Annotated in this window: 10 protein-coding genes; 8 read left to right on the top strand and 2 right to left on the bottom strand. The window is 71.3% G+C overall.

From position 1 onward, the window contains the following. Positions 1 to 4: 4 nt before the first annotated feature. From BMW78_RS10130 to BMW78_RS10120, 3 genes are read left to right on the top strand one after another with little or no spacing between them, the layout of a single operon-like run. Positions 5 to 829, top strand: a complete 825-nt coding sequence (locus BMW78_RS10130; protein ID WP_091758870.1) for a carbohydrate ABC transporter permease — start codon at positions 5 to 7, stop codon at positions 827 to 829. 28 nt (positions 830 to 857) lie between these two features. After that, the gene (locus BMW78_RS10125; protein ID WP_091758868.1) at positions 858 to 2441 is read left to right on the top strand and encodes a glucoamylase family protein; all 1584 of its coding nucleotides are present in this window, start codon (positions 858 to 860) and stop codon (positions 2439 to 2441) included. Then, positions 2441 to 4285 carry a glycoside hydrolase family 3 protein gene (locus BMW78_RS10120; protein WP_091758866.1) on the top strand — a complete coding sequence of 615 codons (1845 nt, stop codon included), beginning with the start codon at positions 2441 to 2443 and terminating at the stop codon, positions 4283 to 4285. The genes BMW78_RS10125 and BMW78_RS10120 overlap by 1 nt, the downstream gene beginning before the upstream one ends. A gap of 129 nt (positions 4286 to 4414) precedes the next feature. On the opposite strand, the gene BMW78_RS10115 is transcribed toward BMW78_RS10120, so the two are convergent. After that, positions 4415 to 4867: a MarR family winged helix-turn-helix transcriptional regulator gene (locus BMW78_RS10115; RefSeq protein ID WP_091758864.1), complete on the bottom strand. Its 453-nt coding sequence runs from the start codon at positions 4865 to 4867 to the stop codon at positions 4415 to 4417. A gap of 156 nt (positions 4868 to 5023) precedes the next feature. Between BMW78_RS10115 and BMW78_RS10110 the strand changes: the two genes are divergently transcribed. From BMW78_RS10110 to BMW78_RS10090, 5 genes are all read left to right on the top strand, one after another. After that, complete coding sequence (locus tag BMW78_RS10110) at positions 5024 to 6256, top strand: MFS transporter (RefSeq protein ID WP_091758862.1); 1233 nt, start codon at positions 5024 to 5026, stop codon at positions 6254 to 6256. An 83-nt stretch (positions 6257 to 6339) separates the two neighbouring features. Beyond that, positions 6340 to 7536, top strand: coding sequence for an ROK family transcriptional regulator (locus tag BMW78_RS10105; protein WP_091758860.1), 1197 nt, complete (start codon positions 6340 to 6342; stop codon positions 7534 to 7536). Positions 7537 to 7669: 133 nt separating this feature from the next. Beyond that, positions 7670 to 8764, top strand: a complete 1095-nt coding sequence (locus BMW78_RS10100; RefSeq protein ID WP_245735771.1) for an ABC transporter substrate-binding protein — start codon at positions 7670 to 7672, stop codon at positions 8762 to 8764. A 104-nt stretch (positions 8765 to 8868) separates the two neighbouring features. Then, on the top strand, positions 8869 to 9672 hold the full coding sequence (locus tag BMW78_RS10095; protein ID WP_091758858.1) for an ATP-binding cassette domain-containing protein: 804 nt from the start codon (positions 8869 to 8871) through the stop codon (positions 9670 to 9672). Continuing rightward, entirely contained in the window at positions 9669 to 10937 is a 1269-nt protein-coding gene (locus BMW78_RS10090) for a sugar ABC transporter permease (RefSeq protein WP_091758856.1), read from the top strand. The genes BMW78_RS10095 and BMW78_RS10090 overlap by 4 nt, the downstream gene beginning before the upstream one ends. Before the next feature lie 127 nt (positions 10938 to 11064). On the opposite strand, the gene BMW78_RS10085 is transcribed toward BMW78_RS10090, so the two are convergent. Beyond that, the gene (locus BMW78_RS10085) at positions 11065 to 12474 is read right to left on the bottom strand and encodes a xylulokinase (protein WP_091758854.1); all 1410 of its coding nucleotides are present in this window, start codon (positions 12472 to 12474) and stop codon (positions 11065 to 11067) included. Position 12475: the final 1 nt, after the last annotated feature.

The following is a 12475-nucleotide window of genomic DNA, read 5'->3' as shown; positions in this document are numbered from 1 at the left end:
GACGATGATCACCAAGCGCAAGGGCCACCTCTGGCTGTATGCCGTGCTCACCGTCGCTGTCGTCGCCGTCATCGCACCCTTCGTGTGGATGGTCCTGGGCAGCTTCAAGAGCGAGGGCGAGCTGCGGCAGGTACCGCCCACGTGGTTGCCGGAGAGCGCCTCGTTGGACAACTACCGCCAGCTCTTCTCCCGGCTGGACTTCACCACGTACTTCACGAACTCGATCATCGTCGCGGTCGTGGTGGTGGCGGGGAACCTGCTGTTCTGCTCGATGCTCGGCTACGCCTTGGCGCTGCTGGAGTTCCCGGGCAAGCGGCCTCTCTTCGCCGTGGTGATGGCCACGCTGATGATCCCCGGTGTCGTCACCTTCGTGCCGCTGTTCGTGCTCGTCGCCAACGCCGGCCTGATCAACTCGTTGCCGGGGCTGATCCTGCCGTTCCTGGTCACACCCTTCGGGGTGTTCCTCATGCGGCAGTTCTTCCTCGGGCTGCCACGCGACCTGCTCGACGCCGGGCGCGTCGACGGGGCGGGCGAGCTGCGGATCTTCGCCCAGATCTTCCTGCCACTCGCCGGGCCGGCGCTGGCCACCCTGGGCATCCTCACCTTCCTCGGCAGCTGGAACAACTTCCTCTGGCCTCTTGTCGTCGCCCAGACCGAGGACCACTACACCCTTCCCGTTGCGTTGGCGCTCTACAGCGTCGGCCAGAACAGCACGCAGTACGGGCTGCTCCTCGCCGGGTCGACAGTCGTCCTCGCGCCCGTCCTGCTGGTCTTCCTGATCTTCCAGCGCCGCTTCATCGAGGGCATCGCCACCACCGGCATCAAGTGAACCGATCGAGACGAACGGAAAGCGAACCATGTCCGACAGCATCTTGAGCACGCCCGCAACACGCCGAGCAGTGCTGGCCGGGGGACTTGCCGCAGTCGTCGCCGCCACCGCCGCTCCGCAGGCGCTGGCCGACACGGGGATCGGCCCGCGCAAGCCGGGCGTCCTGCCTCCTGGAGTCGACCGCGCCACCCTCACCCGCTGGGCCGAGGACACCTGGCGGTCGCTGGTGGCGATGACCCACCCGGCAACGGGGCTGCCCGCCGACAACATCACCGGTGACCTGTCCACACGCAGTGGCTACACGTCGCCGACCAACATCGGGGGCTACCTCTGGTCGGCCGTCGTCGCGCGGGAGCTGCGGATCATCACCCCCGGCGAGTGCCAGCGGCGCGTCGAGCAGACCCTGCGCACGCTGCTGGGCATGGAGCACCACGAGCCCAGCGGGATGTACTACAACTGGTACGACGAGGCCAGCGGCGAGGCGCTGCGGAAGTGGCCTGTGACGGGCACCACCGTGTACCCCTTCGTCTCCAGCGTTGACAACGGCTGGCTGGGCGCGGCTCTGTGGGTGGTGCGGAACTCCGTGCCCGGCGCTGCCGACCTCGCCGCGGAGCTGTTCGACCGCATGCGGTGGGATGCCTTCTACGACCCGGACGGCCCACGCCCGGGCGGACTGATGCATGGAGGGTTCTTCCCCTACGACCACGACCGTCCCGGCGGCGTCTACCGCGGAAGCCACATCGACGCGCCGGACGTCTGGCTCACCACGCACCACTACGACACCATCGTCTCGGAGACCAGGATCACCTCCTACCTCGGCATCATGACCGGGCAGGTGCCGGCGAAGCACTACTTCGCCTCGTGGCGGACCTTCCCTGCCACCTGTGACTGGAGCTGGCACGAGATGCAGCCGGTGGGCGAGACTCGCACGTATCTGGGCATCGAGGTCTACGAGGGCGCCTACACCTACCGGGGCATGCACATCGTCCCCGGGTGGGGAGGCTCGATGTTCGAGGAGCTCATGCCCAACGTCTTCGTCCCGGAGGAGGTCTGGGCCCCGCGTTCCTGGGGCCGGAACCACCCCCTGCACGTGCGTGCCCAGCGGGAGCACGGCATGGCCGAGGCAGGCTACGGCTACTGGGGGTTCTCCCCTGCGAGCGACCCCGCCGGTGGGTACCGCGAGTACGGCGTCGACCTGCTCGGCATGAACCCGGAGGGCTACTTCTCCGACCAGGAGAAGACCAACCCCGACGTGGGTTTCGGGGAGTGCCGCGAGGCGACCAACCCGAACCCGGTTTTCAAGAACGGCGTGGTCACACCCCACGCCGCGTTCCTGGCGATGATGCACGAACCGTCCCAGGCGTACGACAACCTGTCGCGGATCCAGCGAGACCTCAACGGCTATGGCCCCGGCGGTTTCTACGATGCCGTGGCCGTGAAGTCGGGCCAGGTGGCACAGCGCTACCTGTCGCTGGACCAGGCGATGGTCATGGGCGCCATCGGCAACGTGGCGGCCGACAACGTGCTCCGGCGTGCCTTCAGCACCGGCGAGGTCGAACGGGCCCTGCGGCCCGTGATCGGGATGGAGGAGTTCGGGGCGGGGATCGCCTGATGGAGCCGGTCAAGCTCACCAGTCCCGAGGGCGTGGAGTTCCGCGACCTCAACAAGAACGGGCGGATGGACCCGTTCGAGGACCCGCGCCTGCCCGTGGAGGACCGGGTCGACGACCTGCTCTCGCGGCTGTCGCTGCCGGAGAAGGCGGGGCTGATGTTCCAGACCGTCATCGAGGCGGGCGAGGACGGCACCGTGCTCGAGGGGCCCGGCAGGATCAGCAAGTCGCCGACCTCCGTGGTGGTCCTCGACAAGCACCTCACCCACTTCAACGTCCACGCCCTCGACGACCCGCGCATGGCCGCCCGCTGGCACAACGCCCTCCAGGCGCTGGCCGAGCAGACGCCGCACGGCATACCGGTCACGGTCTCCACGGACCCGCGCCACGCGTTCATCGAGAACGCGGGGGTCTCCTTCAGCGCCAAGGCGTTCTCGCAGTGGCCGGAGCCGCTGGGGCTGGCCGCGCTTCGTGACCCCGAGCTCGTGCACCGGTTCGCCGACGTCGCCCGGCAGGAGTACGTCGCGGTCGGCATCCGGGCCGCCCTGCACCCCACGCTCGACCTCGCCACCGAGCCCCGGTGGGCGCGGCAGGCCGGCACCTTCGGCCAGGACCCCGACGTCGTGACCGAGCTGGGAGTGGCCTACCTCAAGGGATTCCAGAAGGGGGAGCTCGGGTCCGAGAGCGTCGCCTGCACCAGCAAGCACTTCCCCGGTGGCGGCCCGCAGAAGGACGGCGAGGACGCCCACTTCCCCTACGGGCGCGAGCAGGTCTACCCCGGTGGACGGTTCGGCGACCACCTCAAGCCGTTCCCGGCGATCATCGAGGCCGGCACCGCGGGGATCATGCCCTACTACGGCATGCCGGTAGGGCTGGAGGTCGACGGCGAGAAGATCGAGGAGGTCGGCTTCGGCTACAACCGGCAGGTCGTCACCGGCCTCCTGCGCGAGAAGCTGGGCTACGACGGTGTGGTCGTCACCGACTGGGAGCTCGTCAACGACAACCACGTCGGCGACCAGGTGCTGCCGGCGCGTGCGTGGGGCGTCGAGCACCTCGACCCGCACGGGCGCATGGAGCTGATCCTCGAGGCGGGCGCCGACCAGTTCGGCGGCGAGGAGTGCGTCGACATCCTGCTCGACCTCGTGGCGCAGGGCCGGGTCACCGAGGAGCGCATCGACGCCTCGGCCCGCCGGATCCTCGCGGTGAAGTTCCGGCTCGGGCTGTTCGACAACCCGTACGTCGACGAGGACCTCGCCGTCGAGACGGTGGGACGGCAGGACTTCCGCGACGAGGGGTATGCCGCGCAGGCGGCGTCGGTGACCGTGCTGCAGAACGGTGGGCAGCGCCCGCCGGTGCTGCCGCTGGAGCGCGGCCGCCGCGTCTACGCCGAGAACGTCTCGCCCGAGGCGGTGGCGAGGCTGGGGACGCGGGTCGACCGCCCGGAGGACGCCGACGTGGCAGTGGTGCGGGTGCCGGCGCCGTTCGAGCCGCGGTCCGACCTCTTCCTCGAGTCGTGGTTCCACCAGGGCTCGCTCGACTTCCCGCCCGGGCTCGTGGCGCGCCTGGCACGCATCGCCGCGTGCTGCCCCTTGGTGGTCGACGTGGTGCTCGACCGACCGGCGGTGCTCACCCCGCTGCTGCCCCTGGCCTCGGCCCTGGTGGGCAGCTACGGCACCTGTGACGACGCCCTGGTCGACGGACTCACGGGCACGGTCGAGCCGCGCGGCCGACTGCCCTTCGACCTCCCGCGGTCGATGGAGCAGGTGCGCCGGCACGGCGAGGACGTCCCGGGTTACGACGACCCGTTGTTCCGCTGTGGTGACGGAATGGGCCTGCACCCGTCATGATGTGACCACCCGAGCACCCATACCCCTGGGTGTGTGTCCCCGAACCCACCAGGCCCCGGTTGATCCCCCTGCTCGCCGGGGCCTGGTGTCGGTCCCGGGGCGGGCCCGGCGGGCGGGGCCGGACGGCCGTCAGCGCGTGGCCGCGGGCAGTGCTGTCAGCGCCGCTACGAGGGGGGCCAGCTCGGGCACCTCGGCTGCCTCCTGCAGTGCGGACTCCAGCACCCGGTCGTGGGTCGGGCGGGCCCGGTCGAGGGTCTTGGAGCCGGCGGGCGTGAGCTCGGTGTAGATCCCCCGGCGGTCGTCCTCGCACAGGATGCGGCGCAGCAGGCCGCGGTCCTCGAGGCGGTTCACCAGCCGGGTCGTCGCGCTGCTGCTCAGCGCCGCCGCACGCGCCAGCTGGGCCATGCGCATGTGCCAGCCGTCCTGTCGCGAGAGGGCGTCGAGCACGGTGTACTCCACGACCGACAGCTCGTGGCCGGTCTGCAGCTCGCGCTCGAGGGCGGTCTCGATGAGCCCGTGCAGGGCGGCCAGGGTGCGCCAGCCGGAGGCGCGCACCTCCACGGCGTCGTCGGCGATGCCCACGGCTGGTCTCCTCCCGGCGCGTTGACTGGTCTGGACACCCAGCATACCGCCTTTGCAATTACACGCGTATGCAACTACTTTGCTGCATGCGCTGTTAGTTGCACACGCACTCTATCGGCGCCGACACGACACTGTCTCCTCTGGAAAGGCACCCCCATGCCTCTCGCACTTCTCGCCCTCGCCACGGGCGGCTTCGGCATCGGCCTGACGGAGTTCGTCATCGCCGGCCTGCTGCCCGACGTGGCCCGCGACTTCTCCGTCGACGAGGCGGCCGCCGGCTGGCTCATCTCCGGTTACGCCCTCAGCGTGGCCGTGGGGGCGGTCGGCCTGACGGCGGCCGTCACCCGCCTCAACCGCAAGCACGTCCTCACCGCGCTCATGGTGCTGTTCATCGCCGGCAACCTGGTCTCCGCCCTGGCGCCGACGTATGCCGTGATGCTCACCGGCCGCGTGCTCGCCGCGCTCACCCACGGGGCCTTCTTCGGCATCGGCTCGGTCGTCGCGGCCAACCTCGTGGCCCCCGAGCGCCGGGCCGGGGCCATCGCCACCATGTTCGCCGGCCTCACGACGGCCAACGTGCTCGGCGTCCCGTTCGGGACCTTCCTGGGCCAGCAGCTCGGCTGGCGCTCCACCTTCTGGGCGATCACGGCGGTCGGCGTGCTCGCGCTGGTCGGCATGGCGGTGCTCGTCCCCGACCAGCCGGGCGACACCTCCGAGGGCGGCCTGCGCCGTGAGCTCTCCGCCTTCAGGGAGCCGCAGGTCTGGCTCTCGCTCGCCGTCACGGTGCTCGGCTTCGGCGGCATGTTCGGCGCCTTCACCTACATCGCCTACACCCTCACCGAGGTCACCGGCTTCGCCGCGGGCGCGGTGCCGTGGCTGCTCGTCCTCTTCGGGGTCGGCCTCTTCGCCGGCAACCACCTCGGCGGCCGGGCCGCCGACCGCTCGGTGCCCCGCACCCTCGCCGTCGTGCTCGGCGCCCTCGCCGTCGTGATGGGCCTCTTCGCCGTCACCGCCTCCTCGAAGCCGGCCACCGTCGCCGCGCTGGTGCTCATGGGGGCGTTCGGCTTCGCGACCGTGCCGGGCCTGCAGATGCGCATCATGCGGTATGCCGGGCAGGCCCCGACGCTGGCGTCGGGCGCCAACATCGCGGCCTTCAACGTGGGCAACGCCTCGGGTGCCTGGCTCGGTGGCCTCACCATCACGGCCGGACTCGGGTACACCTCCACCCTGTGGGTCGGTGCGGCACTGTCGGCCGCGGGCCTGGTGGTGCTGGCGGCAGCCGAGCTGCTGGCGCGCCGCCGACCGGTCATGGCTGGTGCCGAGTCCGCCGACGCCCTGGACGGGCAGACCGTGGTGGTGGACGGGCCGATGGGCGCGTCCACCCGGTGAACGCAGGGAGCGGCCCGACCGGGAGGCGAAACCGGTCGGGTCGGCTCCTACCCATCGGCCGTCCGACCCCTTATCTTTGGGCCGTGAACTCAGGACAGCCGGCGCCCGGGTCTCAGGCGTCACTGCGCGAGTCCAACCGCCTGCGGGTCCTCGACGCCCTGCGCGTGCAGGGGGCGATGACCCAGGTCGAGATCGCCGGGCAGACCGGCCTCAGCCCGGCGACCGTCAGCAACATGGTCAAGGAGCTCGACGCCTCGGGTGCCGTCGAGCTCGCGCCGAGCATCCGCAACGGCCGGCGGGCCGTGCTGGTCTCCCTGGCGACCGGCAACACCCTGCTCGCGGGCATCGCGTTCGGCGACCGCGACGTGCGCGTCGCGATCGGCACCGGACCGCGGGACGTGCTCGCCAGCCAGCGGATGCCGCTGCCGGCCGACCACCCGGCCGACGAGGGCATGGAACGAGCTGCCCGCCTGGTGCACGACCTTGTCGAGAAGGTCGGCAAGTCCATGCCCGACGTCAAGGCCGTCTGCCTCGGGCTCCCCGCCCCGGTGGACAGCGTGTCGGGCCAGGTCGGGTCCGAGGGGATCCTCCCCGGCTGGCGCGGCGTCGCGGTGGCGAGCGAGATGGAGGGCCACCTCCGTGCACCGGTGGTGCTGGACAACACGGCCAACCTCGCGGCGCTCGGCGAGCTGAAATGCGGTGCGCTGCAAGGCATCGAGCACGGTGTCTACATCAAGCTCTCCTACGGCGTCGGTGCCGGGCTGATCCTCGGGGGTGAGCTGTTCAGGGGGAGCGCGGGTACCGCGGGGGAGATCGGCCACCTCACCATCGACGAGAACGGCCCCGTCTGCCGCTGCGGCAACCGGGGCTGCCTCGAGACCTTCATCGGCTCGCGGGCCCTGCTCGACGCGCTCACCCCGACGCACGGCGCCCTGAGCCTGCGAGAGGTCGTCGCCCGGGCGCTCGACGGCGACCCCGGCTGCCGGCGGGTCCTCTCCGACGCCGGGCGCCACCTCGGCGTGGCCGTGGCCGGCCTCGTCAACCTGGTCAACCCCGAGGTCATCGTCCTCGGTGGGCTGCTGTCCCGGGTCGGCGAGGTCATCACCGCCCCCATGCTCGCCTCGCTCGAGCGGTGCGCCATCCCGAGCGCGGCCGCGTCGGTGAGCCTGCGCCCGCCCCAGCTCGACACCGACGCCGACGTGGTGGGTGCCATCGCCGTGGCCGAGGAGCGCCACGCGGCGGCGGAGGGGCTGACCGCCGCCCTGGCCGCTCCGACGTGACGCCCCCCGGGCGCCGAGATCGCAATTGGATCAACTTCTTGAATTCAACTCTTGACGCCAAGAGTTCACCGCCGCCACACTCAGCGGAGCCGCACCAACGGGGTTGCCGGCGAAGACACTTCGGGAGCTCAGCATGACCACTCGTTTCACCCGTCTCGCCGGCGCCGCCCTCGTGGCCGGCCTCGGCATGGCCAGCCTCGCCGCGTGTGGTGGCGGCGGCGCGGCCTCTGGCAGCGGCAAGGACACCGGGAGCGGCGGCGGGGGCGGCGCCAAGAAGATCGCCCTGCTGCTGCCCGAGTCCAAGACCACCCGCTACGAGAGCTTCGACCGCCCGCTCTTCGAGTCGGCGATCAAGGCCTCCTGCTCCGACTGCACGATCATCTACAGCAACGCCGACCAGGACGCCTCGAAGCAGCAGCAGCAGGCGGAGGCCGCGCTGACCCAGGGCGCCAAAGTCCTCGTCCTCGACCCGGTCGACGGCAAGGCCGCTGCCGCGGTCGTCAACAACGCCAAGAGCCAGGGCGTGCCGGTCGTCGCCTACGACCGCTTCATCGACGGCGCCGACTACTACGTCTCCTTCGACAACGAGACCGTCGGCAAGCTGCAGGCCCAGACGCTGGTCGACCTCCTCAAGAAGGGCGGCAAGTCCTCGGGCAACCTCGTCATGATCAACGGCTCGCCCACCGACCCGAACGCCGCCGACTTCAAGAAGGGCGCGCACAGCGTCATCGACGGCAGCGGCTACAAGGTCGCGGCCGAGTACGACACCCCGGACTGGAGCCCCGACAAGGCCCAGCAGTGGATGGAGAGCCAGATCACCGCGGTCAAGTCGGGCCTCGTCGGCGTCTACGCTGCCAACGACGGCACCGCCGGTGGCGCCATCACCGCCCTCAAGGGTGGCGGCGTCACCCCGCTTCCCCCGGTGACCGGCCAGGACGCCGAGCTGGCTGCCATCCAGCGGATCATCGCCGGCGACCAGTCGATGACGATCTACAAGCCGATCAAGCCCGAGGCCGAGGCGGCCGCCAAGGCCGCCCTGGCGTTGGCGAACAAGAAGAAGCCCGAGTCGACGAAGGACGTCAAGGGCGTCGCGTCGACGATCCTCGACCCGATCGCCGTGACGAAGGACAAGGTCAAGGACACCGTCGTCAAGGACGGCTTCTACAAGGTCGAGGACATCTGCTCCGGTACGTTCGCGAAGGCGTGCTCGGCTGCAGGCCTGAGCTGACCCAACGCGTCCGCGGGCGGGTGGGTGAGCCACCCGCCCGCGGACGCACCCGGCATACGCACCACCCCGGGCCCGTGGGCCCGACCGCACAGCAGAGGACACAGATGACCGCCACCGCCGCCCCCGCGACCACCGCCGTGCTGTCGCTCAAGGGGGTCTCCAAGCGCTTCGGCGCGGTGCAGGCCCTCAAGGACATCGACTTCGACGTCAACGCGGGGGAGGTGGTGGCGCTGGTCGGCGACAACGGCGCCGGCAAGTCCACCCTCGTCAAGACCATCGCCGGCGTCTACACGCCCGACGAGGGCACCATGACCTTCGACGGCCGGACCACCTCCGTCTCCACGCCGGCCGAGGCGCAGCGCCTCGGCATCGCCACCGTCTTCCAGGACCTCGCGCTGTGCGACAACCTCGACGTCGTCGGCAACCTCTTCCTGGGCCGTGAGCTGTACCGGGGCCGCGCCCTCGACGAGGTGCGCATGGAGCAGGAGTCGTGGCGCCTGCTGCGCCAGCTCAGCGCCAAGATCCCCTCGGTGCGCATTCCGGTGGCCAGCCTCTCCGGGGGGCAGCGCCAGACGGTGGCCATCGCCCGCTCCCTGCTCGGCGACCCCAAGGTCGTCATGCTCGACGAGCCGACCGCGGCGCTCGGCGTGGCCCAGACCGCCGAGGTGCTCAACCTCGTGGAGCGCCTGCGCGACAACGGCCACGGCGTGATCCTCATCAGCCACAACATGTCCGACGTCATGGCGGTCGCCGACCGCGTGCACGTGCTGCGGCTCGGGCGCAACAACGGCACCTTCCACGTCAGCCAGACCAGCACGCAGGAGATCATCGCGGCCATCACCGGCGCGACGACCAACGCCGTCTCCGAGCGGGCCTCCCGCCGGGTCCAGAAGGAAGAGCAGTCATGAGCACCGCCACCCCCAACGCGCCGCAGGACACCACCGCCGCGCTGCCGGCCGACCTCCAGGACGAGCGGCTCATCGCCCAGCAGGGCGTGCGCGGCTGGGCTGGCGCCTTCCTCTCGCGGCTCAAGAGCGGCGACCTCGGCTCGCTGCCGGTCGTGATCGGCCTGGTCATCATCTGGGGCGTCTTCCAGGCGCTCAACGACTCCTTCCTCTCCAGCCGCAACCTGGTCAACCTCACGCTGCAGAGCGCGGCGGTCGGCACCATCGCCATCGGCATCGTGCTGGTGCTGCTGCTCGGCGAGATCGACCTCTCGGTCGGCTCGGTCAGCGGCCTGTCGTCGGCGATCCTGGCCGTGGGCATGGTCAACCAGGGCTGGCCGAGCGTGGTGGCGATCGTCGTCGCCATCGTGGCGGGGATGGTGATCGGCCTCGCGTACGGCGCCCTGTTCACCCGGTTCGGGGTGCCCAGCTTCGTGATCACCCTGGCGGGACTGCTCGCCGTCCTCGGCCTCCAGCTTTACGTGCTGGGCAAGGAGGGGACCATCAACATCCCCTTCGACTCGGGTCTCGTGAAGTTCGCCCAGCAGACGTTCCTGCCCCTGGCGGTCTCCTACGTCGTCGCGCTGCTCGCCGTCGCGCTGTACGTCCTGACGCGGCTGCGCGTGAACAGCCAGCGCGCCGCCGCCGGACTGTCCACCACGCCGAACGTCATGATCGGGCTGCGGGCGCTGGTGCTCGCGGTGGTGCTGCTCGTGCCGACCTACGTCCTCAACCGCGACCGCGGTGTCTCGGTGATGTTCCTGCTGTTCGTGGCGCTCGTCGTGGTGATGGACTTCGCGATCCGTCGCACGGGCTGGGGCCGTTCGGTCATGGCGGTCGGCGGCAACGTCGAGGCCGCGCGCCGCGCCGGCATCAACGTCAAGGGCATCTACCTCTCGGTCTTCGCGCTCTGCTCCACCTTCGCGGCGATCGGCGGCCTGCTCGCGGCGGGCCGGCTCGCAGCCGCCAACCAGAGCAGCGGTGGTGGCGACACCAACCTCAACGCGATCGCCGCCGCGGTCATCGGCGGCACCAGCCTCTTCGGCGGCCGCGGCTCGGCCTACTCCGCGCTGCTGGGCATCATCGTCATCCAGTCGATCTCGAGCGGCCTGAGCCTGCTCAACCTCGACAGCTCGATCCGCTACATGGTCACCGGTGGCGTGCTGCTGCTCGCCGTGACCGTCGACTCCCTCAGCCGCCGCAGCCGGGCCGCCCACGGGCGCGCCTGACCTGCACGCCCTCCGGGCGTCCACACCACGGGTATGCCGGCCCGGCGCGTCTGCGCCGGGCCGGCGCCGTGGTGTGGGAAGGGCTGTCGTGGCACCCGGTCACGGGGCGCCGCACCTGCCCGTTCGCTCAGCGGCCGTGCACGGTCCGCAGCAGCGCGGCATACCGGCTGGTGACCTCCGAGCCCTCCGGGCCCGGGTGGGGGTCGTACTCCGACTCGGTGCCGACCGCCCAGACCGGCGGGGCGTCACCGCCACGCAGCGCCCAGGCCGCCTGGCGGGCGGCGCCGACGGCCACGTACTCGCCCGGCCGGGGCACCACGACCGGCACGCCGAAGAGCATCGGTGCGACGGCCCGCACCGCCTGCGAGGCCGAGGCCCCGCCGATGAGCAGCACCCGCCGAGCCTGCACCCCCAGACGGGTCAGCGAGCCCACGCCGGCGACGAGGTTGCACAGCATGCCCTCGACCGCGGCGCGGGCGAGGTTCTCCGGTGTGGCGTTGGCGCGGGTCAGGCCGCCGAGCGTGCCGGTGGCGTCCGGGAGGTTCGGGGTGCGCTCGCCGTCGAGGTAGGGCAGCAGGGTCAGCCCTCCGGCGCCGGGCTCGGCCGCCAGGGCGAGGGTGTCCAGGCCGGCGAGGTCGGTGCCGAGCATCCGGGCTGCCGCGGTGAGCACCCGGGCGGCGTTGAGGGTGCACATCAGGGGCAGGTGGTCGCCGGCGGCGCTGGCGAAGCTCGCGACGTCGCCGCCGGTGTCGAAGACGGGCGTGGAGTGCTCACCGAAGACGGCGCCGCTCGTGCCCAGCGACACGACGACGTCGCCGGGCTGGATGCCGAGGCCGAGGGCCGCCGCCATGTTGTCGCCAGTGCCCGGGGCAACGAGCACCCCTGTGTCGGTCTCGCCGACGACCTCCGAGGGGGCCGCCACCCGTGGGGTGCCGACGACCCGACCGAAGGCGCGCTCGAGCAGGTCGGGCCGGTACTCACCCGTGATGGGCGACCAGTACCCCGTGCCTGAAGCGTCGCCACGGTCGGTGGTCCACTCGCGGAACCCGTTGCCCTCCTTGAGGATCCGGCCGGTCATCCAGTCGTGGGGGAGCACGACGTCGCGGACCCGGGCGGCCCTGTCCGGCTCGTGCTCGGCAAGCCACCGCAGCTTCGTCACGGTGAAGCTGGCCACCGGCACCAGGCCCACCGCCTCGACCCAGGCGGTGGGGCCGCCCAGCTCGGCGACGAGCTCAGCGGCCGACCCGGCAGAGCGGGTGTCGTTCCAGAGAAGGGCGTCGCGCACGACGTCGCCCTTCTCGTCGAGGGCGCACATGCCGTGCTGCTGGCCACCGACCGCGATCGCCGAGACGCCCTCGAGCAGGCCGTCGGCGGTCGCGGCCCGGTAGGCGTCCCACCACCGCTGCGGGTCCACCTCGGTGCCGTCCGGGTGGGGTGCGCGTCCGCTGCGGACCACCTCACCGGTGTCGGGGTCGCACACGACGACCTTGGTCGACTGGGTGGAGGAGTCCACCCCGGCCACCAGTGTCCTGCTCACG

It is taken from the genome of Pedococcus cremeus (assembly GCF_900111375.1).
GTDB classification, from domain to species: Bacteria; Actinomycetota; Actinomycetes; order Actinomycetales; family Dermatophilaceae; genus Pedococcus_A; species Pedococcus_A cremeus.
The sequence above is the reverse complement of the archived record's forward strand: the minus strand, read 5'-3'. Positions and strand labels throughout refer to the sequence as shown.

Bases quoted from the DNA above. Each gene is read 5' to 3' on its own strand.
- BMW78_RS10100 (WP_245735771.1), top strand. From the start codon at position 7,670: ATGACCACTCGTTTCACCCGTCTCGCCGGCGCCGCCCTCGTGGCCGGC.
- BMW78_RS10110 (WP_091758862.1), top strand. From the start codon at position 5,024: ATGCCTCTCGCACTTCTCGCCCTCGCCACGGGCGGCTTCGGCATCGGC.
- BMW78_RS10090 (WP_091758856.1), top strand. From the start codon at position 9,669: ATGAGCACCGCCACCCCCAACGCGCCGCAGGACACCACCGCCGCGCTG.
- BMW78_RS10125 (WP_091758868.1), top strand. From the start codon at position 858: ATGTCCGACAGCATCTTGAGCACGCCCGCAACACGCCGAGCAGTGCTG.
- BMW78_RS10095 (WP_091758858.1), top strand. From the start codon at position 8,869: ATGACCGCCACCGCCGCCCCCGCGACCACCGCCGTGCTGTCGCTCAAG.
- BMW78_RS10130 (WP_091758870.1), top strand. From the start codon at position 5: ATGATCACCAAGCGCAAGGGCCACCTCTGGCTGTATGCCGTGCTCACC.
- BMW78_RS10120 (WP_091758866.1), top strand. From the start codon at position 2,441: ATGGAGCCGGTCAAGCTCACCAGTCCCGAGGGCGTGGAGTTCCGCGAC.